At 67.6% G+C, this 26,030-nt stretch carries 23 protein-coding genes, 1 tRNA gene and 1 pseudogene; 9 read left to right on the top strand and 16 right to left on the bottom strand.

Translation table 11 applies throughout. The features are described from left to right. Positions 1–67 precede the first annotated feature (67 nt). The gene (locus tag J2W14_RS11865; protein WP_307462622.1) at positions 68–796 is read left to right on the top strand and encodes a FadR/GntR family transcriptional regulator; all 729 of its coding nucleotides are present in this window, start codon (positions 68–70) and stop codon (positions 794–796) included. On the opposite strand, the gene J2W14_RS11860 is transcribed toward J2W14_RS11865, so the two are convergent. The 3 genes from J2W14_RS11860 to J2W14_RS11850 are packed head-to-tail and all read right to left on the bottom strand — an operon-like array spanning position 793 to position 3,552. Next, complete coding sequence (locus tag J2W14_RS11860) at positions 793–1,851, bottom strand: L-idonate 5-dehydrogenase (RefSeq protein WP_307462620.1); 1,059 nt, start codon at positions 1,849–1,851, stop codon at positions 793–795. The two genes, J2W14_RS11865 and J2W14_RS11860, sit on opposite strands and share 4 nt — an antisense overlap. After that, the gene (locus tag J2W14_RS11855; RefSeq protein WP_307462618.1) at positions 1,851–2,621 is read right to left on the bottom strand and encodes an SDR family oxidoreductase; all 771 of its coding nucleotides are present in this window, start codon (positions 2,619–2,621) and stop codon (positions 1,851–1,853) included. The genes J2W14_RS11860 and J2W14_RS11855 overlap by 1 nt, the downstream gene beginning before the upstream one ends. 13 nt (positions 2,622–2,634) lie before the next feature. Continuing rightward, positions 2,635–3,552, bottom strand: coding sequence for an NAD(P)-dependent oxidoreductase (locus tag J2W14_RS11850; protein WP_307462616.1), 918 nt, complete (start codon positions 3,550–3,552; stop codon positions 2,635–2,637). A 63-nt stretch (positions 3,553–3,615) separates the two neighbouring features. On the opposite strand from J2W14_RS11850, the gene J2W14_RS11845 reads away from it, so the two are divergent. Continuing rightward, a complete protein-coding gene (locus tag J2W14_RS11845; protein ID WP_307462614.1) occupies positions 3,616–4,680 on the top strand; it encodes a D-2-hydroxyacid dehydrogenase in 1,065 nt (354 codons plus the stop codon). Positions 4,681–5,552: 872 nt separating this feature from the next. On the opposite strand, the gene J2W14_RS11840 is transcribed toward J2W14_RS11845, so the two are convergent. The 8 genes from J2W14_RS11840 to J2W14_RS11805 all read right to left on the bottom strand — a co-directional run bounded on the left by J2W14_RS11840 (position 5,553) and on the right by J2W14_RS11805 (position 11,543). After that, positions 5,553–6,902: an MFS transporter gene (locus tag J2W14_RS11840; protein ID WP_307462613.1), complete on the bottom strand. Its 1,350-nt coding sequence runs from the start codon at positions 6,900–6,902 to the stop codon at positions 5,553–5,555. A 165-nt stretch (positions 6,903–7,067) separates the two neighbouring features. Then, positions 7,068–7,865 carry an IclR family transcriptional regulator gene (locus J2W14_RS11835; RefSeq protein WP_307462611.1) on the bottom strand — a complete coding sequence of 266 codons (798 nt, stop codon included), beginning with the start codon at positions 7,863–7,865 and terminating at the stop codon, positions 7,068–7,070. A 178-nt stretch (positions 7,866–8,043) separates the two neighbouring features. Next, positions 8,044–8,874, bottom strand: coding sequence for a fumarylacetoacetate hydrolase family protein (locus J2W14_RS11830; protein WP_307462609.1), 831 nt, complete (start codon positions 8,872–8,874; stop codon positions 8,044–8,046). A gap of 269 nt (positions 8,875–9,143) precedes the next feature. Further along, positions 9,144–9,434: a hypothetical protein gene (locus J2W14_RS11825; protein WP_307462607.1), complete on the bottom strand. Its 291-nt coding sequence runs from the start codon at positions 9,432–9,434 to the stop codon at positions 9,144–9,146. Positions 9,435–9,528: 94 nt separating this feature from the next. Continuing rightward, positions 9,529–9,604: transfer RNA gene (locus J2W14_RS11820), tRNA-Val, on the bottom strand. A gap of 82 nt (positions 9,605–9,686) precedes the next feature. Next, the gene (locus J2W14_RS11815; protein WP_370871271.1) at positions 9,687–10,580 is read right to left on the bottom strand and encodes an NAD-dependent protein deacetylase; all 894 of its coding nucleotides are present in this window, start codon (positions 10,578–10,580) and stop codon (positions 9,687–9,689) included. A gap of 31 nt (positions 10,581–10,611) precedes the next feature. After that, positions 10,612–11,130 (bottom strand): peroxiredoxin, encoded by a 519-nt coding sequence (locus J2W14_RS11810; RefSeq protein WP_370871270.1) that lies wholly within the window; start codon positions 11,128–11,130, stop codon positions 10,612–10,614. Beyond that, positions 11,127–11,543 (bottom strand): DUF3052 domain-containing protein, encoded by a 417-nt coding sequence (locus J2W14_RS11805; RefSeq protein WP_226761795.1) that lies wholly within the window; start codon positions 11,541–11,543, stop codon positions 11,127–11,129. The genes J2W14_RS11810 and J2W14_RS11805 overlap by 4 nt, the downstream gene beginning before the upstream one ends. A gap of 396 nt (positions 11,544–11,939) precedes the next feature. On the opposite strand from J2W14_RS11805, the gene aceE reads away from it, so the two are divergent. From aceE to fabF, 6 genes are all read left to right on the top strand, one after another. Next, on the top strand, positions 11,940–14,720 hold the full coding sequence (gene aceE, locus J2W14_RS11800; protein WP_307462601.1) for a pyruvate dehydrogenase (acetyl-transferring), homodimeric type: 2,781 nt from the start codon (positions 11,940–11,942) through the stop codon (positions 14,718–14,720). Between the two features lie 180 nt (positions 14,721–14,900). Next, positions 14,901–16,145, top strand: coding sequence for a PucR family transcriptional regulator (locus tag J2W14_RS11795; RefSeq protein WP_307462599.1), 1,245 nt, complete (start codon positions 14,901–14,903; stop codon positions 16,143–16,145). A gap of 87 nt (positions 16,146–16,232) precedes the next feature. Further along, complete coding sequence (locus J2W14_RS11790) at positions 16,233–17,162, top strand: ACP S-malonyltransferase (protein ID WP_307462597.1); 930 nt, start codon at positions 16,233–16,235, stop codon at positions 17,160–17,162. Then, positions 17,159–18,220 carry a beta-ketoacyl-ACP synthase III gene (locus J2W14_RS11785; RefSeq protein ID WP_307462594.1) on the top strand — a complete coding sequence of 354 codons (1,062 nt, stop codon included), beginning with the start codon at positions 17,159–17,161 and terminating at the stop codon, positions 18,218–18,220. Before J2W14_RS11790 ends, J2W14_RS11785 begins: the two co-directional genes overlap by 4 nt. 129 nt (positions 18,221–18,349) lie before the next feature. Beyond that, positions 18,350–18,595, top strand: a complete 246-nt coding sequence (locus tag J2W14_RS11780) for an acyl carrier protein (RefSeq protein ID WP_079554778.1) — start codon at positions 18,350–18,352, stop codon at positions 18,593–18,595. Between the two features lie 156 nt (positions 18,596–18,751). Beyond that, on the top strand, positions 18,752–19,987 hold the full coding sequence (fabF, locus tag J2W14_RS11775) for a beta-ketoacyl-ACP synthase II (RefSeq protein WP_307462593.1): 1,236 nt from the start codon (positions 18,752–18,754) through the stop codon (positions 19,985–19,987). Between the two features lie 168 nt (positions 19,988–20,155). Here fabF and J2W14_RS11770 read toward each other — a convergent pair whose 3' ends face one another. The 5 genes and pseudogenes from J2W14_RS11770 to J2W14_RS11750 all read right to left on the bottom strand — a co-directional run bounded on the left by J2W14_RS11770 (position 20,156) and on the right by J2W14_RS11750 (position 25,140). Further along, the gene (locus J2W14_RS11770; RefSeq protein WP_056426723.1) at positions 20,156–20,659 is read right to left on the bottom strand and encodes a DUF3145 domain-containing protein; all 504 of its coding nucleotides are present in this window, start codon (positions 20,657–20,659) and stop codon (positions 20,156–20,158) included. A 301-nt stretch (positions 20,660–20,960) separates the two neighbouring features. Further along, positions 20,961–21,887, bottom strand: coding sequence for a tyrosine recombinase XerC (locus tag J2W14_RS11765; protein WP_307462590.1), 927 nt, complete (start codon positions 21,885–21,887; stop codon positions 20,961–20,963). 111 nt (positions 21,888–21,998) lie between these two features. After that, entirely contained in the window at positions 21,999–23,189 is a 1,191-nt protein-coding gene (gene dprA, locus J2W14_RS11760) for a DNA-processing protein DprA (protein ID WP_307462588.1), read from the bottom strand. Between the two features lie 73 nt (positions 23,190–23,262). Further along, a pseudogene (locus J2W14_RS11755) lies at positions 23,263–24,570 on the bottom strand (YifB family Mg chelatase-like AAA ATPase); the annotation flags it as partial. 18 nt (positions 24,571–24,588) lie between these two features. Then, complete coding sequence (locus tag J2W14_RS11750; RefSeq protein ID WP_307462586.1) at positions 24,589–25,140, bottom strand: hypothetical protein; 552 nt, start codon at positions 25,138–25,140, stop codon at positions 24,589–24,591. An 84-nt stretch (positions 25,141–25,224) separates the two neighbouring features. Between J2W14_RS11750 and J2W14_RS11745 the strand changes: the two genes are divergently transcribed. After that, positions 25,225–25,887, top strand: a complete 663-nt coding sequence (locus J2W14_RS11745) for a hypothetical protein (RefSeq protein WP_307462584.1) — start codon at positions 25,225–25,227, stop codon at positions 25,885–25,887. The last annotated feature ends 143 nt before the right edge of the window (positions 25,888–26,030 follow it).

Raw genomic sequence — 26,030 nt, 5'->3', positions numbered from 1 at the left:
GGCCTGCCTGCGCCCATCCGGGCCGTAACGGGGCTGGATCCGCGTCCGCCCCACTATGCTTACGACTATGTCAACCAGCCTCCACCACCGCGCGATTGAGCACCTCGGCACCCGCATTGTCGCGGGCGAGCTCCCGCCCGGCCACATCATGCTGGCCGAGCACCTCGAGGACGAACTCAAAGTCTCCCGTTCGGTGGTCCGCGAGGCGGTGCGTGTACTTCAGTCGCTCGGACTGGTCGAAACCACCAAGCGGGTGGGCATCCGGGTGCTGCCGGCCAACCGCTGGAACCCCTTCGACCCCCAGGTCATCCGCTGGCGCCTCGCCGGCGAAGGCCGCGGCGCGCAGCTGCGCTCCCTCGCAGAGCTGCGCACCGCCGTCGAACCCGTCGCCGCCGAACTGGCCGCCACCAACGCCCCCGAGGAGATCCGCCAGGAACTCGTGGAGGTCTCGCACGCCATGCGCGACGCCGGCCAGGCCGGTGACGTGCCGCGGTTCCTGGAGCTGGACATCCACTTCCATTCCCTGCTGCTGACCGGTTCCGGGAACGAGATGTTCGCCAACATGGTGGGCCAGGTGGCGGAGACGCTGACCGGACGCACGGTGCACGGCCTGATGCCGGACCACCCCCGCGACACGGCACTGCGGTGGCATGTGGACGTGGCTGAGGCGATCGCCGCCGGAGACCCGGCAGCAGCCCGCGAGGCCTCGGACCGGATCATGCGGCAGACCATCTCGGAGATGGAACCCGAATGGAAGGACCAGCCCAGGGTGTTCGTCCCGGTCCAGCGGCCCTAGCACCGCCGGAAGTCCAGCAGCACCTTGCCGGACACGGCCGCGTTCCGGGCCACCTCGAAGGCCTCCAGCCCCTGGTCCAGCGTGAACGTGTGGGTGACTACCGGGTCCACGAACAGGGATCCGTCCGCGAGGGCGGCCACGACGTCGTCGATTTCGTCGTTGAAGCGGAAAGACCCCAGCAGCTCCAGTTCGCGGGTGATCGCCAGCGAGATCAGGACCGGCTGCGGGCCGGAGGGCAGGAGCCCCACCATCACCACCTTTCCGCCCCGGGCGGCACCCTGCACCGCGGACGCCAGACCGTGATGACTGCCGGAGGATTCGATGACAACGTCTGCCTGCACCGCCGCGATGGCCTCTGCCTCATCGCCCTTGAGGACCTCGTGCGCGCCCACGGCCCGGGCTATCTCCAGCGGCCGTGCGTGCATGTCCACGGCCACGATCCGCCGTGCGCCGGCCCGTTTGAGGACGGCCACCGCCAACGCGCCGATGGGACCGCAGCCGATCACGAGTGCCGTCTTGCCCGCCACGTCGCCGGCACGCGAGACGGCGTGCCACGCGACACTGGCCGGTTCCACCAGCGCCGCGGTCCTCAGCTTCAGGCCCTCGGGCAGCGGACGGAGCATCCGGGCCGGAAGAATGGCGTACCGGCTGAATGCCCCGTCGGTGTGGGGGAAGCGTGCGGCGCTGCCCAGGTACGTGCAGCCCGGGGAGAGATTCGGGCGGTCCGCGGGATACCGGCCGGCGCCCGGGCCGGGCGTGGCCGGATGCACCGCGACGGCCGTGCCCGGCCCCGGCCCGGTGCCGTCACCGGCCGCCACGAGCACCGTTCCCACGATCTCGTGGCCGAGGACCATCGGCTGCCGGAGGACCGACTCACCGGCCGCACCGTGCAGCCAGTAGTGCAGGTCCGAGCCGCAGATGCCGCCGAACGCCACTTCGACCACCGCTTGGTCGGGGGCCGGCGCGGACACGGGCACGTCCTCAATCCGGAGGTCGCCGGCCGCATGGGCCACCACGGCGGCCGCTGTTGCCGGCAGTTCCGGGACCCCGCGCATCAGACCACCACCGTCATTCCGCCGTCGATGAAGATGGTCTGGCCGTTGACGAAATCCGAGCCGTCGGACGCGAGCCACACCGCCGGGCCGGCCAGGTCCTGCACGGTCCCCCACCGGTGCGCCGGGGTCCGGCCCAGGATCCAGGCGTTGAACTCCCCGTCGTCCACGAGGCTCTGCGTCATTTCGGTGTGGATGTAGCCGGGCGCAAGGCCGTTGATCTGCAGGCCGGACCCTGCCCATTCGGCCGTCATGGCACGGGTCAGGTTCCGGAGCCCGCCCTTGGCCGCAATATAGGGGGCGATGGTGGGCCGGGCCAGGTCCGTCTGCACCGAGCAGATGTTGATGATCTTGCCCCGGCCGCGGGGGATCATGTGCCGTGCCGCCGCCCGCCCCACCAGGAACGCGCTGGTCAGATCCGTGGAGATCACCCGTTCCCAGTCGGCGACGTCCAGGTCCAGCATCGGGACACGGTGCTGGATGCCGGCGTTGTTCACCAGGATGCCCAGCGGTCCCACGTTCTCTTCCACCCAGGCCACGCCTCCGGCCGCGCCGGCGTCGCTCGTGACGTCGAAGGCGCAGCTGTGGATCCGGCCGGGCGGATAGTCCGCGGCCATGGCGGCTTCCGCGGCCTTGAGCCGTTCGGGGTTGATGCCGTTGAGCACCACCGTGGCACCGGCGTCGGCGAGCGCCCGGGCCAGGGCATTGCCGATCCCCCGGCTGGAGCCGGTGACGAGTGCGGTCCGGCCGGTCAGGTCAAAGAGTCCACTCATGGTTCGCTGATCCTCAATTGGTCTTGGCTGCTGTGTTGTCGCTGAGATTCGAGATGGTCTGGCGGACGACGGCCAGGTCCCGGTCGCCCAGCCCCTGGCGCAGCAGTTCCGCATATAGCTCGACGCCGGCCGCCGCCATCGGCACTGCGGAGCGCACGGCGGCGGCGCTCTCCAGCACAAAGGACAGGTCCTTGTGCATGAACTTGGCGGGGCCGGTGGGTTCGTAGTTCCTGGCGGCGAGCCGCGGCCCGACATTGTCCAGGACGCGGCTGCCGGCCAGGCCGCCCGCGAGCACCTCATACAGTGCGGCGACGTCCAGGCCGGAGCGTTCGGCGAGCTCCGCGGCTTCGGCGAGCGCCGCCGTCGTGGTTCCGACGATGAGCTGGTTGCACGCCTTGGCAAGCGATCCGGCACCGAGCGGCCCGAGCCTGCGCACGGTGCTCCCCATGGCGGCGAAAAGCGGCTGGAGCCGCTTGAAATCCCCTTCGCTGGCGCCCGCCATAATGGCCAGGGTCCCGTCCGCGGCGCCTTGGGTGCCGCCGCTTACAGGGGCATCGACGACGACGGCGTTGCCGCCGCTCGCCCGGTCCACCGCGGCACCGAACTCCTGCACCGCGGCGGGCGAGACGCTGCTCATGACCACCACGGCGGTTCCGGCCGCCGGCGGTTTCGCGGTCCAGGCCGTGAGGAGTCCGGCCGCAGCGTCCTCGATGTAGGACAGGTCCGGAAGCATAAAGATGATGACCGGAATGTCGCGGAGTTCTTCGACCCCTGCCACGCGGCCGCCGCCGAGGCCTGCGAACCGGTCAAGGGCGCCCGGGGACCGGTTCCAGGCGGTGACGGCCCACCCTGCGTTGAGGAGGTTTGCCGCCATTGGCGCCCCCATGAGCCCCAGGCCCACAAAGCCGACGTCCCTACCGTCCCGTTCCATGCTGCCTCACTTCGTTGTGGAATACTCTCCGAAATCTGTTCAGCATCCTAGCCTCCATTCAGTATGATGAACAGCATGACGCCTAAAACCACCGTCGCGATCGCAGTCCCGCTCGAAGCAGAGCTTGTGGAGCGCATCCGCGCAGTAGATCCCTCCGTTACCGTCCTCTACGAACCCGAACTGTTGCCTCCGGAGCGCTTTCCGGCAGACCACTCCGGAGATCCGGACTTCCGCCGGACGCCGGAGCAGGAGGAACGCTACTGGGACATGCTCGGCAGGGCACAGGTCCTGTACGGGATCCCCAACGAGAGCCCGGCGGGCCTCGCGCGGGTTGCCGGCAGCAACCCCCACCTCGAGTGGATCCATGCCATGGCGGCCGGCGCCGGCGGTGCCGTGAAGGCCTCGGGGCTGGATGCCTCTGCACTGCAGAAGTTCAAGGTGACCACGTCTGCCGGTGTCCACGCCCTGCCGCTTGCCGAGTTCGCCGCGCTCGGAATCCTCAACGGTTTCAAGCGCAGCGCGGAAATGGCCCAGGACCAGGCGGTCCGGGTCTGGCCCGAGCTGCGCACCCCCACCCGGCTGGTCAACGGCTCCCACCTGGTGGTCACCGGACTCGGCGAGATCGGGCTGGAGACTGCCAGGATCGCCCGCGCGCTGGGAATGACGGTCAGCGGCACCAAGAGGTCCGTTGAGCCCATCGAGGGCATTCGGGAGGTCGCCGGCAACGACGGCCTAGCCGGCCTGCTGGCCACGGCGGACGCCGTCGTCAACACCCTTCCCGGCACGCCCTATACCGAGAAGCTGTTCAGCCGCGAGGTCTTTGCGGCGATGAAGCCCGGGACGGTCATGGTGAACGTGGGCCGCGGTACCGTCGTGGACGAGGACGCCTTGCTGGAAGCACTCGACAACGGCCAGGTTTCGTATGCGTGCCTCGACGTGTTTGCCGTCGAGCCGCTCCCGCAGGACAGCCCGCTGTGGCACCACCCCCGGGTGATGGTGTCCCCGCACACCTCGGCCCTCAGCGCGGCCGAGAACCGGCTGATCACGGAACGCTTCTGCAGGAACCTGCGGACCTTCCTCGACGGCGGCGAGCTCCCCCACGTCGTCGACACGGTCCACTTCTACTAGGTCACGGCTTCTCAGCGGTCCGGGCCCTGCGGCTCCAGGGACTCCGACGGCTCCGGGGGCTCCAGGGCTCCGGGGCTCCGGGGGCTCCGGGGGCTCCAGGGCTCCGGGGACGCTTGCGGCTCCGCGGGCTCCGGGGGCTCCGGGGCACCGGCGGCTCCGGGGGGTCCCGGGGCTCCGGCGGCCTGGACCTGAAGACCGGGCCGGGCGGCCGGTTCCGCACCCAAATGGGCGGCCCCTCCGAAACGTAATGCAACCCAAGAAACTGGATTCGGACTAGAAATCTGGCTTTCGGAGGGCAGTTCAAACGGCGGGGCCGCTTTTTTCTGTGTAGGTGTGCGGGAGGAATTGCGCCCCGGTTCGTCCCCCCTGCGACGCACTTTCCGCTCCGCGACACGCGGCTTGCCCGGCGCCCCGGTATTCCCGCGTCACCTGGAATTCGCTGCGTCATGAGGCATTCTCCGCGTCGCCATGCCACTCCGGAGCCCACGACTTCCGGGCCGCGACGCGACTTCTTTCCCGCGACGCGACTCGTTCTCAGCGATCTGAGGCCTACTCGGCGCCGCCCCGGTAGTCCCGTGTCACGCGACATTTCCCGCCTCACCGGGCATTTGCGGCATCGCCAGGCAATGCTGCGGCTGTGCGACTTCCCGCCTCACCGGGCATTTGCGGCATCGCCAAGCAACGGTGCGGCTGTGCGATTTCCCGCATCCCCAGGCATCTCTGCCATCCCGCACAGCCATGCACCCCCGCGTCGCCGCCAATCGGCACACCAGGCGCGCCTCGAAAAACGCGGGAAGGCCATGTCCCTTCCTGTGCGGAAGGGACACGGCCTTGGGTCCGGCGCCGGCGGGCGGCGGAGTGCCCGGGAGCGACTAGCTGGCATCCTCCGTCAGCAAGAGGTCGCGCCCCACCGTTTCCGGGGTAAAGAACGTGGTGACAAAGGAGATGGCAGCAAGAACCAGCGAGTAGATGGCGAGCACCAGCCAGGAGTGATCAGTGGCGGCCAGGAGGGCGGCGCCCACCAGCGGCACCAGCCCGCCGGCGAAGACAGCCGAGAGTTCGCGGCTCATGGCCACGCCGGTGAACCGGTACCGGGAGCCGAAGAGTTCGGGAAGGAGCGGGCACTGCGGGCCGAGCATGGACTGAACGCCCAGGGCGATACCCACCACCATGACGATCCAGACGAGCGTGACGTTGCCCAGAGTCACCAGATAGAACGCGGGCAGCGCGATGAGGGCCTGGAAGAGCGCTCCGTAGCGGTAGACGGGCACACGCCCGAACCTGTCCGAGAGCGCACCGAAAGTCACCACCATAATGGCGGCGAAGCCGGCGGCAATGAGCAGGCCCACCGGGCCGATGAACTTGTCCCCCGGGAATACGCCGTCCTTCGACGCCATGAACGCGATGAGCAGGGCGGAGTAGATCGAGGAGTTGCCGTTCTCACCCATCCGCAGGCCGATGCCGATCAGAACGTTCTTCTTGGAGTGCTTCCAGAGCTGGCCGAGGGGGTTCTTGGCCACGCTCTTGTGCTTCTCCAGCTCCTGGAAGACGGGCGTTTCCTTCAGCCGCAGCCGAATGAAGACGGCTACCGCAATCAGGACCACGCTGGCAAGGAACGGAACCCGCCACAGCCAGCCCTCCAGGACGTCCTTGTCAGCCATTGCAATCAGGGCAAATGTTCCGGCACCGAGCAGGGTACCCAGCTGGATCCCGACAAACGGGAGAGCAGCAAAGAAGCCCCGGCGGTGGCGCGGCGCGACTTCGGAAATCAGTGTCGTGGCGCCCGCCTGCTCAGCGCCGGCGCCCAGTCCCTGAAGGATGCGCAGCGTCACCAGCAGGACCGCTCCGAGCATGCCGGCCTGTTCGAAGGTCGGAAGCAGCCCGATGGCAAAGCTTGCGGTGCCCATCAGGCCGATCGTGAGGATGAGGACCAGTTTGCGGCCGAACCTGTCGCCGATGTGGCCGAAGATCATCCCGCCGAACGGCCGGGCCGCGAAACCCACCCCGTAGGTGGCAAACGAGGCGATCAGGGCCCCGTCCTCGCCGAGCGGCGAGAAGAACAGCGGGCCGAAGATCAGGGCCGAAGCCAGGCCGTAAATGTAGAAGTCGTAGTACTCCAGAGCGGAGCCTACGGAGCTGGCAAGTGTTGCCCTTCGCAGCTGTTCCGGATCGACGACGGCGCCGTCCGCTTTAGCCAGCGGTGTATTAGTACTAGTTGTCACAAGCACTCCCTCAAGAACACTCCAGACCCCCGTTGGTCTGGTGGGATGTGAGCAACCCCCGAGGGGCCGATCACCATGTTGAACAGCGTACAACAGGCTGATCGATTCGCCTACGTAATATCGGATTTATTTTCGGTTCGCATCCCTACCGGGCGGCGGCCGGCGCTACCCCATGGGATTGCCGAGGGACCGGGCCAGTTCTTTCAGTTCTTTGACCATCAGCGCGCCCTGCTCTTCCGAGTAGGTTGCCTTCAGGGCGGTGACGGACAGGCCCAGGCTGGGTCCGTGCGCGCCGCGGGTCGGCACCGAGACGGCCAGGCAGACGACGCCGGTGGTGGATTCCTCATCCTCGAAGGCGTAGCCCTGTTCGCGAATGACGGCGAGCTGGGCCTTGAGCTCCGCCCCCGTGCGCAGGGATTTCGGAGTCAGGACGGGCAACTGGGCGTCATCAGGAAACATCTCGGCCACATCGTGGTCATGCAGCCGCGCAATCAGCGCCTTGCCGACGGCGCAAAGGGAGACTGGCATCTTGTCGCCGATGTTGGAGGTGAGGCGGACCGCGGGATGGCCTTCGTACCGGGCCAGGTAGATGACGTTGGTCCCATCGAGCATGGCGATGCGGACCGTCTCGCCCGAGAGGGTGGGCGCCTGTTCACAGAACCGGTAAAACTCCTGGACCTCGTCCAGACGGCTCAGGTACGCCGCGCCCAGCTCTACCAGCTTGCGCCCGAGCGTGAATTCGGCACCCTGGCGGTTGATGAGCCGTGCCTCCTCGAGCGCAAGCAGGAGGTTCGACGTCGAGGATTTGGGGATGCCCAGTTCCCTGGCGAGATCGCTCAGCGTCAGCCGCCCGGTCGCAGAGGAGGCCAGCGCCTCCAGCACAGCGGCGGCACGGGTGACCGCCGGCGCGGGTGAGGCGCTCCCCGATCCGTCAGGGGTGCGGGAAACTCGGGAATCGGCCATGATTCTCCTTCAGGGATCGCGTGCAGGGCGCCGGCGCCCTGCATCCGGAGCTGTTCAGTCAGTTGAACACTAACCATCATAGTGTCGGGCGCGCCGAACCGCGCCCCCGGGGCTGCGATTCGCCGTGAGAATCAGGGGCCGCAGGGGTGTGGTCCGGCAGCGGCCGGCGCGAACGCCGTCAATCGACGGCCACTACCGGATTCGTCAGCTCACCGATGCCTTCAATACGGCACGTTACGGTGTCACCGGCGCTCAGGCGCGCGCACTCGGCAGGGAAGCCCGTCAGCACGAGATCGCCAGGGTGCAGCGTCATGAAGGACGTCAGGTAGACGAGGATTTCGTCCACCCCCCAGCCAAGATCGGCTGTGCTGGCCGACTTGAGCTCGGCGCCGTTGTGCCTGATCCCGATCGCCAGGTCGGCACCATTGAGCCCCGTGACGATCCACGGCCCGGCCGGAGTGAAGGTGTCCTGGCTCTTGGCGCTGATCCACAACGCATCCGACTGCTGCAGGTCCCGGGCGGAGACATCATTTCCAATGGTGAAACCCAGGACTGCCGTCCGTGCATTGCCGAGGGTCAGCCTCCGGACCTTGCGTCCGATGACAATCGTCAGTTCCGCTTCCGGATCAACGCGGCCCACCCCTGGCCCCAGTTCTATTGCCTCTCCCGGACCGACCACACTGGTCGCTGCCTTGTGGAAAGCCTGCGGCGGGAGATCGCGGCCCGCCTGGCCGGTGTTGTGCGCCATTCCCAGAACGTTGGCCGGGACACTGGGCGCCAGGAAAATGAACGAGCCCTCGTCAACGGTGCCGCCGGCTGCCCAGCCCCTGCGGGGCGCGCTGCCGGCGTTCGCCGGGGAACCCGGGAACGGCGAGTCGATCACCGTCCACGCCCGTCCTGCTTCGCTGTCGAAGTCAGGGGCATCGTTGGCGACGAAAAAGTGCTCGTCCCCGGAATCCTCGGACAGCGGGCGGACCCGGGCTATGCGGCGGGCGATCTTTGGCATCATGAAGACATCCTAGGCCGCCGTTGGGGTGGGGCGGATTGTGTCAGGCCAGCCAACCCCAGGCCGCGCGTTAGCCGATAATTTCGCCATCGAATAGGCATTTTCGCAGCACGGAGTCGCCGCGGCCTGTTTCACATTTCCTATTATTCACGGTATATTCATACACAAGCCTTCCACCGCGGCATCCCCCAATAGTCGCGGTGGAAGGCTTTTCCAATGCCCCGGCACCTGCAGTGCGTGACGCCAGTGGACATGCCGCTCATGTGAAGCGGTCATGCCGCGTCGGCGATCGCCTCCCGGAGCCGCCAGCCGCCGCCCAGGCCGTCACGGATGATTTCCATCGTGGTGAGGGCAGAACCCGAGTTGCGGCCCAGTCTCGCCTGGACCTGCCAGACCTCGACGTCGACCCGGCTCAGTCCTTTGGGCATCCGCCGCTCCGCCTCCCACCAGCTCACCCGCTCGAACCAGCGGACGGGCTCCGCACCGACAATCCATTCCCGGCCGGCGCGCACCACCGCTTGGGGCCGTCCATCCGGGCCTGATTTCACCATCACGTGTTCCATACCCGCAACGGTAGGGTGAGGCCCCGACAATTTTCGCGGCGCACAAAAAACCCCGCCGTGCGGCCTCCAGGCCTGCGCTGACGGGGTTTTTCCTTGGTGGGTCCTACCGGGATCGAACCGATGACATCCACGGTGTAAACGTGGCGCTCTACCAGCTGAGCTAAAGACCCAAAACCGCGGTTTCCACGCCTCAGCGCTTGAACCAACGAACAGCTACTGTACCGGATGCGGCGGGCAGAACGCCAATCGGGCTCAGAGCGGCGGAAGCTCGTCGGCGAGCCACCGCAGCGACTCGCTGACGCCGGCATCGAGCTTGACCGTGGCGAGCTCGTCCCCGCGGGTCTGGCCCCGGTTGATGATGACCACGGGTTTTCCGTGCTTGGCCGCGTGCCTGGCAAACCGCAGGCCGCTCATCACCGTCAGCGAGGAGCCGGCCACCAGGAGGGCGCCGGCCTCATCCACCATGGCGTAGGAGCGTTCCACCCGGTCTTTGGGGACGTTCTCACCGAAGTAGACGAAATCCGGCTTGAGGGTGCCGCCGCAGGCCGGGCAGTGGGCGACGACAAAACTCTCGATCAGGTCCTCGTCCTCGACCGTGGCGTCGGCGTCCGGGGCCATTTCGATCACACCGGCGGCCAGGGCCCGTTCCAGGAAGCCGGGGTTGAGCTCCGTCAGAACCCCCGCCAGCAGCGTCCGGCTGTACCGCCGGTGGCAGGCGAGGCAGACCACCTGGTCAAAACGGCCGTGCAGGTCCACCACATTGACGCTGCCGGCGTCCTCATGCAGCCGGTCCACGTTCTGGGTGATGAGTCCGGTCAGCAGCCCGCGGTGCTCCAGCCGGGCGACGGCGGCGTGGCCGTCGTTGGGGTCGGCCCGGCGCAGGTGGGACCAGCCGATGTGGTTGCGGGCCCAGTAGCGGCGGCGGTTGTCCGGCGCGCCGATGAATTCCTGGTACGTCATGGGCGCCCGCGGCGCAGCGCCCGGTCCGCGGTAGTCCGGGATGCCGGAGTCGGTGCTCAGGCCGGCCCCGGTAAGCAGCGCGAACCGTTCCCCGGCCAGTATGCCGTGGATTTCCTGCAGGACCTCGAGCTCGTCCCGGGCCGGTTCCGCGGCGGGGACCGGGGGCAGGCTGGCAAAGCCAGTCATGCCGATCCCGGGCCGCCGCGTCCTCACCGCGTCAGTTCCCTGCGAGTCCCGCCAGGGCGGCGCGGTAGCCGGCGAAGTCCCGGGCCTGGCCGCGGGGGTTCACCACCACGTAACGCACGATTCCGCTCGCGTCGATGATGAAAGTTCCGCGCTTTGCCATCCCGCTTCCGGGATCGAACACCCCGTATTGTTCGGCGACGGCCCCGTGCGGCCAGAAGTCGGCCAGCAGGTCGAAGGCATAGCCTTCCTTCTCGGCGTAGGCCCGCTGGGCGAACTTGCTGTCCACTGAGATACCCAGCACGACGGCGTCGGCATCCTCGAACAGCGCCAGGTTGTCCCGGATTTCACACAGCTCCCCCGTGCAGATGCCGGAGAAGGCGAACGGGAAGAACACGAGGACGACGTTGCGACCGACGAGTTCGGCGAGCCTGACAGGTTCGCCGTACTGGTTCAGCAGCTCGAAGTCCGGGGCCGCCTCGCCGACGGCGGGCACTGCAAGCGCGTCAACTGCCTGGTCCGCTATTACGCGCGCCGCTGCGGTTTGGGTCACTTGTTCTTCCGCGTGACCCGGGTGGCGCTCCAGTCCTTGGAGACGCCCGCTGAAGTGGTGTAGTGCAGGCCAGCGGTGGGCGCGGCATCCTGGATATCGGCCGGTGAGACGTAGCCGACCCGGCCGGACTTCGGGGTCAGCACCCAGATAACGCCGCCCTCGGCCAGTGTGGTCAACGAGTCAACCAGGGTGTCCACGAGGTCACCGTCGCCGGAACGCCACCACAGAATCACGGCGTCGACTACCTCGTGGTCGTCCTCATCGAAGAGTTCCGAGCCGGTGAGATCTTCGATGTCGTCGCGTAGATCGAAGTCGACGTCATCGTCATAACCGAATTCCTGAATCAGGTCCCCGGTTTTGAAACCCAGTTTTTCCGCCACATTTACCGAAGTGGCGGCGTCGGCCTCGCTCACGTGTTGCTCCTATGCTTGGTGTTTTCAATAGCTCTAGTGATTTCCATTACTCCAAGCCAACACCCTTTGCGCCTGCGCTTCAAGCTGTTGGCCCCGCGATCCGCCATATTCTGCGTCACACACGGCGATCCGAGCGCCGCCGGGCGGCACATCGTCACACAACCAGTATGCCGGTCAAATACGACAGGACCCCCATGCGACAGCTACGCATCCCCGAGCGGTCACAGCTAGAGTGGCTGGTGACGACTACGCCCGAGAGGGCGAACGCCCGCTGACGCAGGCGGGCATAGTTGTGATTGGACCTTGCCCGGCGCACATGACCGGGCAGTTGTAACCGATACGTCGCACACGTCGCGTTCACGCCAGGCAGTTACCCTGCCGGAGCTGAGGGCGCCGATGAATGCGCTCAAAGAGAGGTTGGACGTGGCTGCAGGAGAAGAGACCTCCCATATCCTCAGCGGGTTGACTAACCAGCTGCCTGATCGTGATCCGGAAGAGACCGCCGAGTGGCTGGAGTCCCTGGACACACTGATTCAGGAACAGGGCACCGAACGTGCCCAGTACATAATGCGCAGCCTGCTCCAGCGGGCCGGCGCGCAGTCCGTGGGTGTTCCGATGGTCACGACCACGGACTACGTCAACACGATCCCGGTGGACCAGGAAGCGGAGTTCCCCGGGGACGAGGAGATCGAGCGGAAGTACCGGGCCTGGCTGCGGTGGAACGCCGCGGTCATGGTGCACCGGGCGCAGCGGCCCGATATCGGCGTCGGCGGGCACATCTCGACCTATGCCGGGGCCGCGACGCTCTACGAGGTCGGGTTCAACCACTTCTTCCGCGGCAAGGACCACCCCGGCGGCGGGGACCAGGTCTTCTTCCAGGGCCACGCCTCCCCCGGCATGTACGCCCGGGCCTTCATGGAGGGCCGGCTCTCCGAGGAGGACCTGGACGGGTTCCGGCAGGAGAAGTCCAAGGAAGGCCATGCGCTCTCCTCCTACCCGCACCCGCGGCTGATGCCGGAGTTCTGGGAGTTCCCCACGGTCTCGATGGGCATCGGGCCGATGAACGCGATCTACCAGGCCCAGTCCAACCGGTACCTGCAGAACCGCGGCATCAAGGACACCTCGGACCAGCAGGTCTGGGCGTTCCTGGGTGACGGGGAAATGGACGAGCCCGAGTCCCGCGGCCTGCTCCAGCTCGCCGCGAACGACAAGCTGGACAACCTGAACTTCGTGATCAACTGCAACCTCCAGCGCCTCGACGGCCCGGTGCGCGGCAACGGCAAGATCATGCAGGAACTCGAGGCGTTCTTCCGCGGCGCGGGCTGGAACGTCATCAAGGTCGTCTGGGGCCGGGAATGGGATGACCTGCTGGCCAAGGACGAGGACGGCTCGCTCGTGAAGATCATGAACGAAACCGTCGACGGGGACTACCAGACCTACAAGGCCGAGTCCGGCGCGTTCGTCCGCGAGCACTTCTTCGGACAGACCCCGCAGACCAAGGAAATGGTCCAGGACCTCACGGACGACCAGATCTGGAACCTCAAGCGCGGCGGCCACGACTACAACAAGGTCTACGCCGCGTACAAGGCCGCGACCGAGTTCAAGGGCAAACCCACCGTCATCCTGGCCCACACGGTCAAGGGCTACGGCCTGGGCACCCACTTCGAGGGCCGCAACGCCACGCACCAGATGAAGAAGCTCACCCTCGCGGACCTGAAGGCCTTCCGCGACCACCTGCGCATCCCCATCACCGACGACCAGCTCGAAACGGACCTCTACCGGCCCCCGTACTACCACCCCGGCATGGACTCCCCCGAGATCCAGTACCTCATGGAACGCCGCCGCGCCCTCGGCGGCTTCGTCCCCGAACGCCGCTCCAAGCACACCGACGTCACCCTGCCGGGCGACAAGGTCTATGAAGTGGCGAACCGCGGCTCCGGCAAGCAGCTGGCGGCCACCACCATGGCCTTCGTCCGCCTGCTGAAAGACCTCATGCGGGACAAGGAATTCGGCCAGCGGATCGTTCCGATCATCCCGGACGAGGCCCGCACCTTCGGCATGGACGCCTTCTTCCCGACGGCGAAGATCTACAACCCGAACGGCCAGAACTACCTGTCCGTGGACCGCGAGCTCGTCCTGGCCTACAAGGAGTCCATCTCCGGCCAGATCGTGCACGCCGGAATTAACGAGGCCGGTTCGGTGGCGGCGTTCACCGCCGCGGGCACGTCCTACTCCACGCACGGCGAACCGCTGATCCCGATCTACGTCTTCTACTCGATGTTCGGCTTCCAGCGCACCGGAGATTCCTTCTGGGCCGCCGCGGACCAGATGACCCGCGGGTTCATCATCGGCGCCACCGCCGGCCGCACCACCCTGACCGGCGAGGGCCTGCAGCACGCGGACGGGCACTCGCCCATCCTGGCCGCAACCAACCCGGCCGTCGTCACGTACGACCCTGCCTACGGCTATGAGATCGGCGTCATCATGCGCGACGGCCTCAACCGTATGTATGGTCCCGGCCTGGCGGACAACGACCCGTCGCGGAACGTGATGTACTACATCACCGTCTACAACGAGCCGATCTCCCAGCCGCCGGCACCGGCGGAACTCGACGTCGACGGCATCATCAAGGGCATTTACCTGCTGGCGCCGGCCAAGATTGACGGCCCGCGCACGCAGATCCTTGCCTCCGGTGTGTCCGTCCCCTGGGCCCTCGAAGCCCAGCGGGTCCTCGCCGAGGACTGGGGTGTCTCCGCCGACGTCTGGTCCGTGACGTCCTGGACCGAGCTGCGCCGCGACGCCATGGCCGCCGAGGAAGAGGCATTCCTCAACCCCGGCCAGCCGGCCCGCGTCCCGTTCGTCACCGAACAGCTCGCCGGCGCGACCGGTCCGATCGTGGCCGTCACCGACTACATGAAGGCCGTCCCGGACCAGATCCGCCAGTTCCTGCCGAACGAGTTCGCCTCGCTCGGTGCGGACGGCTTCGGCTTCTCCGACACCCGCGCCGCTGCCCGCCGCTTCTTCAAGAACGACATCCACTCCGTGGTTGTCCGTTCGTTGCAGATGCTGGCCCGCCGCGGCGAGGTGGATGCCCAGGCTCCGGCCCAGGCGATCGAGAAGTACCGCCTGCACAACGTCAATGCCGGCACCACCGGCAACGCGGGCGGCGACTCCTAGAGTCATCGCGGCAAATGCGACGGCGGTCCCCACCGAAAGGCGGGGGCCGCCGTCGGCGTTTAAATCCTCGGGACCGTTCCGGTGCCGGACGCCGGTAGGGGCGCATTGTGATCCAGCACAAGGTGACTTGTAGCCTTTGCACAAATGGAGCTTGGACCGCGGGCCCCGTATGCTCGATGCATGGCCGAGCCGATCACCACTCCCGCAAAACGCAAGCCCACTTCGAGGGGGATGCCTCCGGAGAAGGTGGAGACGCTCAAGAAGCTCCGGGCGAGCGTCGGCCAGCTCTCCACGACGACGCTGCGCCAGCTCGAGAAATCCTTGCCGTGGTACAGCCGGCTGAACTCCGACGAGCGCTCGGCCCTGGGCATGGTGGCCCAGAACGGCATCGCCGCCTTCGTTACCTGGTACGAGCGCCCCAGCTCGCCGTCGTGGATCCTGTCCGACGTATTCGGCACGGCCCCGACCGAGCTCACCCGCTCCATCAGCCTGCAAAAGGCCCTCCAGCTGATCCGGATCGTTGTGGAGGTGGTGGAGGACCAGGTGCCCGTGATCGCTCCGGAGGCAGACCAGGGCGCACTCCGCGAGGCGGTGCTGCGGTACTCCCGGGAGGTGGCGTTCGCCGCCGCCGACGTCTACGCCCGGGCTGCCGAAACCCGCGGTTCGTGGGACACCCGGCTGGAGGCGCTCATTGTGGACGCCATCCTGCGTGGCGAAAACACCGATGCCCTGCGGTCCCGGATTGCCGCCCTGGGCTGGAAGGCGCAGGAGCGCTTCACCGTTATGGTCGGTAATTCGCCGTCGGAACCGAACGCCAGCTACGTCAGCGAGCTACGCCGCACGGCCGGGCGGTTCGCCGAAGACGCCCTCGTCGGGATCCAGGGCGACCGGCTCATCCTTATCCTCGGCGGGGTCCACGACCGCGAAACCGCCTACCTGAAGCTTGCCGAGCTCTTCGCCCCGGGCCCGGTGGTCTACGGCGCCGAAGCCGGTTCCCTGCTGGAGGCCAGCGGCTCGGCCCAGTCCGCGTTCGCCGGGCTGACCGCCGCCCGCGCCTGGCCGGCCGCGCCGCGCCCGGTCGCGGCCGATGACCTCCTGCCGGAGCGTGTCATTTCAGGCGACGATGCTGCCCGGCGCTCCCTCGTCAAGAACATCTACCGGCCCCTGCTCGCGGCCTCGAACGGCCTGGTGGAGACGCTCGGCACTTACCTCGAACTGGGCCATTCACTCGAGGCCACGGCCCGCGAACTCTTTGTCCACGCCAACACCGTGCGCTACCGGCTCAAGCGCGTCTGTGACGTCACAGGCTGGGATCCGCTGTTGCCGCGGGAGGCCTTTGTGCTCCAGACGGCCCTCGTCGTCGGCCGGCTCGCGGCCCCGCCGAAGCCCGCCACGGAACGACAGCCTTCGCGGAATAGCCCCTGAGAAGTTGTAGACTTCCTACAAAGTGACCCTGTGAGCTTGGTGCATGAATGCACCGATAATCTCGCCGTAGTTTGGAAAGCTGGATACGTGCTTGCAATCGTCTGCCCTGGACAGGGCTCTCAGACCCCTGGTTTTCTCGCCCCCTGGCTGGAACTGCCTCCCGTCGCAGGCCACCTGGCCTCCCTCAGCGAGATCGCAGGCATCGACCTCATCGCCCACGGAACAACCTCCGATGAGGAAACCATCAAGGACACCGCGGTTGCGCAGCCGCTGATCGTGGCGGCCGGACTGGTGGCCGCGAGGTCCCTGTTCGACGTCGAACTCGGCACCCTGCCGGTCATCCTCGCCGGCCACTCCGTCGGCGAAATCACGGCCTCCGCCTTGGCCGGTGTACTCACTGAAACCGAAGCGATGACGTTCGTCCGCGAACGCGCCAACAGCATGGCGGCTGCCGCTGCGGCCACTCCGACCGGCATGAGCGCCGTGGTCGGCGGCGACCCGGCCGAGGTCCTGGCCGCGATCGAGGCCTGCGGTGCCACGGCAGCCAACGTCAACGGCGCCGGACAGACCGTCGCGGCCGGGACCCTGGACCAGCTCAAGGCCCTCGCGGAGAACCCTCCGGCCAAGGCGCGGGTCATTCCGCTGAAGGTCGCCGGCGCGTTCCACACCCAGCACATGTCCCCCGCCGTCGCGGCGCTGCAGGCCCTCCGGCCCACGCTGCACCCGCGGAACCCGCAGGTCCCCCTGCTCTCCAACTTCGACGGCGCGGAAGTCACCAGTGGTGATGCCGCCGTCGAGAGCCTAATCGCCCAGGTGTCCCGCCCGGTCCGCTGGGACCGCTGCATGGAAACCCTCGTGAAGCGCGGCGTGACCGGCGTGATTGAACTGGCTCCGGCCGGGACGCTTGCCGGACTCGCCAAACGCGGCATGCCGGGTGTAAAGACCGTAACCGTCAAGACCCCGGATGACCTGTCCGCCGCCCTGGCCCTATTCGCAGAACTGGAAGGACAGGCATGAGCGTACCCACGTTGAAGCAGGCCCCCCTGCACGAAAACACCCGCATCATGGGGGTCGGCGCGTACCGGCCCGACGTGATCGTCACCAACGATGACGTCTGCCAGTGGATCGACTCCTCCGACGAGTGGATCCGCCAGCGTACCGGCATCATCACCCGGCACCGCGCCCCCGCCGACATCAGTGTGATCGACATGGCCGAGGGCGCTGCCCGCGAGGCGCTGCAAAAGGCCGGCATCGAGGCCTCCCAGCTTGGCGCCGTCATTGTCTCCACCGTGACCCACCCCTACGCGACGCCGTCCGCCGCCGCGAGCCTCGCCGACCGCCTCGGCGCGACGCCGGCGCCGGCCTTTGACATCTCCGCCGCGTGCGCCGGATACTGCTACGGCATCGCCCAGGCCGACGCGCTGGTCCGCTCCGGCGCGGCCAACTACGTCCTCGTGGTCGGCGCGGAAAAGCTCTCGGACGTCATCGACAACACCGAGCGCACCATCTCCTTCCTCCTCGGCGACGGCGCGGGTGCCGTGGTAATCGGCCCCTCCGACACCCCGGGCATCGGCCCGTCGGTGTGGGGCTCGGACGGCAGCAAGTGGGACGCGATCGGCATGACCGGCTCCATGCTGGACCTCCGCGAGCTCGCCACGGCCGGCAAGCAGGGCGGTGCCCTGAGCGCCGAGGAAGCCGCCGTCACCGACGCTGCGGTCTGGCCGACCCTGCGCCAGGACGGGCAGACGGTGTTCCGCTGGGCAGTCTGGGAGATGGCCAAGGTGGCCCAGCAGGCGCTGGACGCCGCCGGCATCAGCGCCGGTGACCTCGCCGCCTTCATCCCGCACCAGGCGAACATGCGGATCATCGACGAGATGGCCAAGAAGCTGAAACTGCCGGAGACCGTCATCATCGCGCGGGACATCGCCGACGCCGGCAACACCTCCGCAGCGTCCATCCCCCTTGCCACCCACCGCCTGCTGCAGGAAAACCCGCAGCTCAGCGGCGGGCTTGCACTGCAGATCGGCTTTGGTGCCGGACTGGTTTTCGGTGCCCAAGTGATCGTGCTTCCGTAGGCGTCCTTGTCCCCCCGTCTTTCCCCAGCTTTAAACCCCACAGCAAACCGAACCCTCGGTTTGAACCATTTCCGCCCGAAGCTCCCGGCACACCGGCAGCCCACGGCAACAACAAGAAAAGGAGCCATCATGGCTAGCAACGAAGAGATCCTGGCCGGCCTGGCTGAAATCGTCAACGAAGAGACCGGCCTGGCCACCGAGGCCGTCGAAATGGACAAGTCCTTCACCGAGGACCTGGACATCGACTCCATCTCGATGATGACGATCGTCGTCAACGCCGAAGAGAAGTTCGGCGTGCGCATCCCGGACGAAGAGGTCAAGAACCTCAAGACCGTCGGCGACGCCGTCAGCTTCATCTCCAACGCGCAGGCCTAATTTCGGCCCCGGCCGGTCCGGGGGCGCAACTGCACCCCCGGACCGCGCCTTTTGCCGCACCATCCAGTGCAACACCCCAGAATTTTTCAAACGCAGGCCCCGGCAACCTTTCCCCAAGTCCCGGATACGGCAGGCGCACCGACAGAGAGTGATCCCATGGCACGCAAAGTAGTCATTACCGGTCTGGGTGCCACCACACCCATCGGCGGCGATGTCCCAACAATGTGGAAAAACGCGCTGAAGGGCGTCTCCGGAGCGCATACGCTCGAGGACGACTGGGTGGCCAAGTACGAACTGCCCGTCCACTTTGCCGCCCGCGCTTCCAACGCCGCGACCGAGGTCCTGAGCCGGGTCGAAGCCAAGCGCATGGACCCGTCCACGCAGTTCGCGGTTGTCGCCTCCCGCGAGGCATGGGCCGACGCCGGCATCACCGAGGTCGACCACGACCGCCTGGCCGTGGCCTTCGCCACCGGCATCGGCGGCGTCTGGACCCTCCTGGACGCCTGGGACACCCTGCGCGAAAAGGGCCCCCGCCGCGTCCTGCCCATGACCGTGCCCATGCTGATGCCCAACGGCCCGGCAGCGGCAGTAAGCCTTGACCTGGGTGCCCGCGCCGGCGCCCACACCCCCGTCTCAGCCTGCGCGTCCGGCACCGAGGCCGTTCACATGGGTCTGGACCTGATCCGCTCCGGCAAGGCCGACGTCGTCGTCTGTGGCGGAGCCGAAGCCGCCATCCACCCGATGCCGATCGCCGCGTTCGCCTCCATGCAGGCACTCTCGCGCCGCAACGACGACCCCGAGCACGCCTCGCGGCCGTACGACCTTGGCCGCGACGGCTTCGTCATGGGCGAAGGCGCCGGCGCCCTGGTGCTGGAGGCCGAGGAGCACGCCCTGGCCCGCGGCGCCCGGATCTACGCCGAACTGGCCGGCACCTCGGTCACCGCCGACGCGTATCACATCACCGCCCCGGACCCCCAGGGCCTGGGCGCCACCCGCGCGCTGAAGGCTGCCATGTTCGACGGCCGGATCCAGCCGGAGGACGTGGTGCACGTCAACGCGCACGCCACCTCCACCCCGGTCGGCGACAAGCCCGAGTACGCGGCCCTCAAGGCCGCCCTGGGCAAGCAGCTGGACAGCGTCGCAGTCTCCGCCACCAAGTCGCAGATGGGGCACCTGCTGGGCGCCTCCGGTGCGGTCGAAGCCGTGCTGACCGTCATGGCCATCTACGACCGCAAGGCTCCGGTGACCATCAACCTCGAGAACCAGGATCCGGAGATCCCGCTCGACGTCGTCACGACTGCCCGTGACCTGCCGTCCGGCAGCATCGCGGCGCTGAGCAACTCCTTCGGCTTCGGCGGCCACAACGCCGTGATCGCGGTGCGGAGCATCTAGCTCCCGCCACCCTCGTCACGCCAACGACAGATGGCGGCAATGTTCCTTGTGAACATTGCCGCCATCTGTCGTTTGGCGCTGCTATGGAGTGTGTTTGCGGGGGGACCTGGCGGTCCGGCCGACTTGGCGGTTCCGGCCGACTTGGCGGTTCCGGCCGACCTGTGTGTTCTAGCCGACCTGGTGGAGCCAGCGCACGGGTGCGCCTTCGGCGGCGTGCCGGAAGGGTTCCAGCTCCTCGTCCCAGGCCTCGCCGAGGGCCAGGGAGAGCTCATGGTAGACCGCTGAGGGGTCGCCGGCGCCGGATTCGTAGGCGTAACGGATGCGGTCCTCGGAGACCATGATATTGCCGTGCACGTCCGTGACGGCATGGAAAATACCCAGCTCCGGTGTGTGCGACCAGCGGCCGCCGTCCACGCCCTGGCTGGGCTCTTCCGTGACCTCGTAGCGCAGATGCGCCCAGCCCCGGAGGGCAGACGCCAATTGAGCCCCCGTGCCCGGGTTCCCGGTCCACGACAGCTCGGCCCGGAACATTCCGGGCGCAGCTGGCTGAGCAGTCCACTCAAGGTCCGTCCGCTTGTCCACAACAGAACCTATGGCCCACTCAACGTGGGGGCACAGGGCAGTTGGGGCCGAGTGAACGAACAACACACCGCGGGTCAGTGCAACAGACATTCCATCCTCCATAGCTGTAGGTACGTCTTCCCCAACGACCTCTGCCTGGATGTCTGTCTGTTGCGCGGGTCCGCCGTGAGACGGGTGGTCCTTGCCAGACTATTAAGCTATTGCCCGGTTCCTGGGTGGAACTTGATGCTCAAGAGCTTCAAGCGACACTTGAAAGTTGCCGGGCGTGACTCCTATTCTGCCGTACGCCTCCGCATTACGCCAGTGTAATTCGGCGCGTCTTCCCCGGCGCGCCGCGCGGCATGCCGTATGGGGCCATTTCCGTGAACAGGCCCGGCCCGAAGCGCCGGGCTCAAGCCCGGGGATGGGCCTGCTGGTAGCTTTGCCGGAGCCTCTCGACGGAGACGTGAGTGTAGATCTGGGTGGTGGCCAGGCTGCTGTGGCCCAGGATTTCCTGCACCGCCCGGAGATCGGCCCCGCCGTCGAGCAGGTGGGTGGCGGCGGAGTGCCGCAGGGCGTGCGGACCGGTGGCCGCGGTATCCCCCAGGGCTTCCAACAGATCGTGGACAACACTGCGGACCTGCCGCTGGTCCACGCGTTTGCCGCGGGCACCGAGGAAGAGTGCCGGGCCGGAGGTGTCCGTGGCGAGGGCGGGCCGGCCCCGGCGCAGCCAGTCGTCGACGGCGAGCGCGGCGGGCACGCCGTAGGGCACCGTACGTTCCTTGTTGCCCTTGCCGAGCACCCGCAGGGTCCTGCGGTCGGCATCGAGGTCGTCCACGTCGAGGCCGGCCAGCTCGCCGACCCGGATCCCTGTGGCGTACAGCAGCTCCAGCATGGCGCGGTCCCGCAGCGGCACGGGACCGCCTTCGGCCGCCGCGGATTCCGCGCCCTCGACCAGCCGGAGGACCTGCTGCTGATGCAGTACCCCGGGCAGGGACTTCTCCCGCTTCGGTGCCTTCAGCCGCAGGGCGGGGTCAGTTTCGATCAGTTCCTCGCGGACGGCCCAGGCGGTGAATGCCCTGGCGGTGGCCGAGCGGCGGGCCAGCGTGGCGCGGGACATCCCGGCTTCGCTCTGCGAGCCGAGCCAGCGGCGCAGGGTGCCAAGTTCCAGCCCGGCGAGGTCTTCCACCCCTTCGGACGCCGCGTGCTCAAGCAGGCTCCCGACGTCGGAGAGGTAGGCGCGCACCGTGTGGGCCGAGCGGCCGCGTTCCGCTTCCAGGTAGCGGCCGAAACCCTGGGCCGCCGCGGCCAGCGCGGCGGGGATCTGTTGTGTGGACACCCCCTTACTCTCGCAGGAATCGCCGGCTGATCAAGGAGCCTGACGGCGAGCCGCGGTCCGGTGCCGGGCCGGGACCTGCCGCCGCCGGCCGCCGCGGACGCCGGCGGCCGGTCAGCCCGCCGTGCCGGACCGTTTCCAGCCGCCGCGGTGTGATTCGGCCAGACCCAGCAGCCCGAGCCGGCCCAGGCCCGCGCGGACTGAATCCGCGGACAGGCCCGCGACGGCGGTGAGCTTTTCGACCGAGGTGGTGGCCCTCAGTGGCAGGGCGTCCAGCAGGATGAGATCCTCCAAGGTCAGCCCATCCTGGACTGCCGCCCGGCCGGCCTTGACCTCGGGCAGTGATTCCCCGCTGGGCGAGGCGAGCTCCGCAACCTCCCCGGCGTCGGTGACGCAAACCGCCCCTCCTTCCCGGAGCAGCCGGTGGCAGCCCGCGGAGTTGGGACTGTGCACTGACCCAGGCACCGCACCGACGGCTCTGCCCAGCATTTCGGCGTGATGCGCCGTGTTCAGCGCGCCCGATCTCCACCGGGCCTCCACGACGACCGTGACGGACGCCAGCGCAGCGATGAGCCGGTTGCGCTGCAGGAACCTGTAGCGCGTCGGGGCGGAACCCGGTGGGACCTCGGCCAGGACCGCTCCCTGGTTCGCGACGGTCCTCAGCAGCTCCTCGTTGCCGGAGGGGTAGAAACGGTCCACTCCCCCGGCCATCACGGCGATGGTGGGCATGCTGCCGGACGAGCCGCCGGCGAGGGCTGCCCGGTGCGCGTGCGCATCGATGCCGTAGGCGCCGCCCGAGATAATCGTGAAACCCCGCTGTGCCAGCGAATATGCGAGGTCGCCAGTGACGGAGGCGCCATAGGAGGTACTGTCCCTGGAACCGACCAGCGCAACGGACCTGGCCGGCGCGGGCAGCTCCTGTTCGACGCCGCGCCACCACAGACAGATCGGTTCCTGGAGTCCGAGGTCCGCCAGCTGGCGGGGCCATAGTTCGTCCGAAGGAATGATCAGGCGACCGCCGAGCCGCTGCATTGTCGAAAGGTCCCGTGCCGGCGCCAGATCAGGGACCCTCGGTGCCCAGCGCTGCCGGGCGATCGCCAGGCCCGTCCAGCCGCTGCCCGAGCTGTTCTCGTCCAGCAGCTGGAAGATCTCCCGCTCCAGCTCCGCTCCGTGGGCCAGCTGACCGGTGGCAATCTTCAGCGCGTCCTCCGCCCCGGCGATGCGTACGAGCGCGAGGCCCGCAGCGTCCTGCGGTTCAAACAGCCGGGACAGCGCTGCCCGGGCCGTCCGTTCGCTCTCTGTCATGGTGTTGTCCTTTCGCAGGCTGGCGGTCAGTGATGGCGCCGCGCTCCTGCGGCGGCGTCGGCGGAACGTTCTGCTAGGCGGCGACGGCTGCCTGCCGGAGATTGAGGGCCAGTCCGATGTCGTCCGGCTCCGGGACGGCCCGCAGCGCCAGGTCCGCCAGGGTCCACGCGAGGCGCAGCACGCGGTCGTAGCCGCGGGCTGTCAGCACGCCGCGTTCCATGGCGTGGTCAAGGATCCGGGTGGTCGGGGCGCCGAGCCGCAGGGCGCCCCGCAGGACGCGCCCCGGGACCTGGGCGTTGGTTTCCATGCCGAAGGGAAGCAACCGTTTGAGCTGCCGCTGCCGTGCAGCGTGGACGCGCGCCGCGATGGTGGCGGTGTCCTCCTCGGCCCCGGGCACCCCAAAGTCGGCCAGCGACACCCGCTCAACCTGCAGCTGGATGTCGACTCTATCCAGCAGCGGCCCGGACAGTCGGGCAAGATACCGCCGGCGCATTGTCGGGGTGCAGATGCATTCGACGCCTTTGCCCGTGGCCTTGCCGCACGGGCACGGGTTAGCCGCGAGCACGAGTTGGAAGCGGGCAGGGTACGCCGCTGTTCCTGCCGCACGGTGCAGCACGAGCTCACCGCTCTCCAGAGGCTGCCGGAGGGCATCCAGGACACGGCGCTCGTATTCCGGGGCCTCGTCAAGGAACAGCACTCCGCGGTGGGCCCGGGATGCGGCCCCGGGCCTCGGCAGCCCGGAGCCGCCTCCGATGATGGCCGCTGCGGTCGCGGTGTGATGCGGGTTCTCGTACGGGGGCCTGCGCACGAGCTGGAGTGAGGCTGAGGTCAGCGAGCAGAGCGAATGGATGGCCGTCACTTCCATGGCCTCGGCGTCACCGAGGTCCGGCAGAAGGCCCGGCAGCCGTTCGGCCAGCATCGTTTTTCCCGCGCCCGGCGGGCCTGTCAGGAGCAGGTGGTGGGCGCCCGCGGCGGCGACTTCCAGCGCCCGCCGGGCGTCCCCCTGCCCGGAGACGTCCCGCATGTCCGGGGGCGAATAGGACAACGTCTCAGCTCCGTCCTCCGGTTCGCCCGGGTCAGGGGCGGGGTCGAAGTCGAGGGCCAGATCCCGCGGATCGGCACCGAAATCGAAGGCCAGACGGGCCAGCGTGGTGTATCCCTGCACGCGGGCGCCGGGCACGAGTTCGGCTTCGGCGGCGTTGGCCTCCGCCACGACGACGTCGGCGTAGCCTGCCCGCACGGCGGCCATCACGGCGGGGAGGACGCCGCGGACCGGTCGCAGCCTGCCGTCCAGGCCCAGTTCGGCGATGAAGACTGTCCGGCCGGTGGACCGGACGTCGTTGGAGGCCAGCAGGGCGGCCATGGCGATGGCCAGGTCGAAAGTCTAGAAAAGACTCTTCTAAGCGGCGTGGCTCTTGATCCCAATACCCTCATGAATGCCGCTGGTTTGGTTGTCGCGCTTTGCGTACGTACCCAGGTCCTTGCGGACCGCCATGACATAGGCGTCCCGGAGTTCCACCAATCGTCCGGCGGCGTTGCTGTACAGATCTAGGTGGCTTTCCTGGTCCCCAGGCGGCATGTCCGGGTATTGCCCATTCTGGTAAACGAATGAGGCGGTGCTCCGATAGCCGTGGAGGTGGTCCTGAAACTTACGCGCCAACACACGCACGTTCTGGGATCCCACGATTTCTATGCGGGCCAATTCGGTTTCGGGGAATACCACGTCAGCTTTCCTAGAGTCACGCAGATGGGAAATCTTCCGAATCTCTTCGTTGAGGGCCGTCAAGAAGTCGGTGTAGGCCTCCGCGCGCTGGTTGCGCCGCCACTGCGTATGTTCGTTGTATTTCCCGAGACTGCCACCGAACCAGGCGCCCGCTAACGCGAAAACACCAGTAACCACGGGGATCGCAACCAACCACCACCATTGACCCTGTCTAACTAAATCTTCCATGCCCCAAACCTACTAGGAGCCGTTAGCGCCCCCCGTCACGGCCCGTGGTCATTCACTGTCTGTCACGCTCGTTATATTGATCCAATGACCGCGCCAACGCCCACCCCGACGCCATCGCCCACTTCCGGCCCTGGACCCGCAGAGGGCATTACGCCGGAGCAATGGGCGGCCATCGGTAGTTGGATTGGCGACGCTTTCACAAACAACTCCGCTCAAACAGTGATAGCCCTCCTGGCCCTGATGTTGAGCGTCATCGCTCTGGTTAGTCAGTTCTCCCGTGGTCGCAAGGCGGACTTGAGCGTCCGTTTCGCAAAGACACCGGATTACAAGTACTGCGCGGACCGCCTGGTCGTCACCAATCACGGAGCCGCCAGCGCCAAAAACATACGTCTCGCACTCACTGTTGACCTAGAGGCCAGACCGGCCGCCGACAACAGCATAGTCAGCACCCCGGAAATCAAGGATGGTAAGCAACCCTGGCGGCCATGGCCGCACGAAACGGGCCATGACCCATTCCCCGTCCAGGTGCTTGCTCCAGGAGCGTCGCTCTATATACCCATCAACGTCTACGGGAACCGGCCGGAAGAGGCCGCATTCCCCCTGGCGGAGTTGACCTGGAAAGACAAGCGCATTCGGCGCCAGACATGGACCTCCACCGTTAGTTCCACCGGGCAGGTACTTGGCGGCCCCAGCCTTGAGAACTTCCATGCCGAGAAACAAGCAAGGTTGATGAGCCTCATGACCTAACGGGTGCCCGCGCCTGTCTTCCTGCCCCGCGATTTGGCTGCGCCGCCCCGGATCCCGCGGAACGCGGCCGGTCCGTTCCGCGGTCTGGCGGCCGTGGCCATGGTGGGGCGGCGGCCCACGGGGGTGTTGAGTGCGCGGCGCGG

It is taken from the genome of Pseudarthrobacter oxydans (assembly GCF_030812335.1).
GTDB lineage: Bacteria > Actinomycetota > Actinomycetes > Actinomycetales > Micrococcaceae > Arthrobacter > Arthrobacter oxydans_B.
This window is presented reverse-complemented; position numbering and strand designations above follow the sequence as displayed.

What these genes read in the sequence shown, in the direction of transcription:
- J2W14_RS11865 (WP_307462622.1), top strand. Translation starts at nt 68, where the DNA reads ATGTCAACCAGCCTCCACCACCGCGCGATTGAGCACCTCGGCACCCGC.
- J2W14_RS11860 (WP_307462620.1), bottom strand. Translation starts at nt 1,851, where the DNA reads ATGCGCGGGGTCCCGGAACTGCCGGCAACAGCGGCCGCCGTGGTGGCC.
- J2W14_RS11855 (WP_307462618.1), bottom strand. Translation starts at nt 2,621, where the DNA reads ATGAGTGGACTCTTTGACCTGACCGGCCGGACCGCACTCGTCACCGGC.
- J2W14_RS11850 (WP_307462616.1), bottom strand. Translation starts at nt 3,552, where the DNA reads ATGGAACGGGACGGTAGGGACGTCGGCTTTGTGGGCCTGGGGCTCATG.
- J2W14_RS11845 (WP_307462614.1), top strand. Translation starts at nt 3,616, where the DNA reads ATGATGAACAGCATGACGCCTAAAACCACCGTCGCGATCGCAGTCCCG.
- J2W14_RS11835 (WP_307462611.1), bottom strand. Translation starts at nt 7,865, where the DNA reads ATGGCCGATTCCCGAGTTTCCCGCACCCCTGACGGATCGGGGAGCGCC.
- J2W14_RS11830 (WP_307462609.1), bottom strand. Translation starts at nt 8,874, where the DNA reads ATGATGCCAAAGATCGCCCGCCGCATAGCCCGGGTCCGCCCGCTGTCC.
- J2W14_RS11825 (WP_307462607.1), bottom strand. Translation starts at nt 9,434, where the DNA reads ATGGAACACGTGATGGTGAAATCAGGCCCGGATGGACGGCCCCAAGCG.
- J2W14_RS11815 (WP_370871271.1), bottom strand. Translation starts at nt 10,580, where the DNA reads ATGACTGGCTTTGCCAGCCTGCCCCCGGTCCCCGCCGCGGAACCGGCC.
- aceE (WP_307462601.1), top strand. Translation starts at nt 11,940, where the DNA reads ATGAATGCGCTCAAAGAGAGGTTGGACGTGGCTGCAGGAGAAGAGACC.
- J2W14_RS11795 (WP_307462599.1), top strand. Translation starts at nt 14,901, where the DNA reads ATGGCCGAGCCGATCACCACTCCCGCAAAACGCAAGCCCACTTCGAGG.
- J2W14_RS11785 (WP_307462594.1), top strand. Translation starts at nt 17,159, where the DNA reads ATGAGCGTACCCACGTTGAAGCAGGCCCCCCTGCACGAAAACACCCGC.
- J2W14_RS11780 (WP_079554778.1), top strand. Translation starts at nt 18,350, where the DNA reads ATGGCTAGCAACGAAGAGATCCTGGCCGGCCTGGCTGAAATCGTCAAC.
- fabF (WP_307462593.1), top strand. Translation starts at nt 18,752, where the DNA reads ATGGCACGCAAAGTAGTCATTACCGGTCTGGGTGCCACCACACCCATC.
- J2W14_RS11770 (WP_056426723.1), bottom strand. Translation starts at nt 20,659, where the DNA reads ATGTCTGTTGCACTGACCCGCGGTGTGTTGTTCGTTCACTCGGCCCCA.
- dprA (WP_307462588.1), bottom strand. Translation starts at nt 23,189, where the DNA reads ATGACAGAGAGCGAACGGACGGCCCGGGCAGCGCTGTCCCGGCTGTTT.
- J2W14_RS11750 (WP_307462586.1), bottom strand. Translation starts at nt 25,140, where the DNA reads ATGGAAGATTTAGTTAGACAGGGTCAATGGTGGTGGTTGGTTGCGATC.
- J2W14_RS11745 (WP_307462584.1), top strand. Translation starts at nt 25,225, where the DNA reads ATGACCGCGCCAACGCCCACCCCGACGCCATCGCCCACTTCCGGCCCT.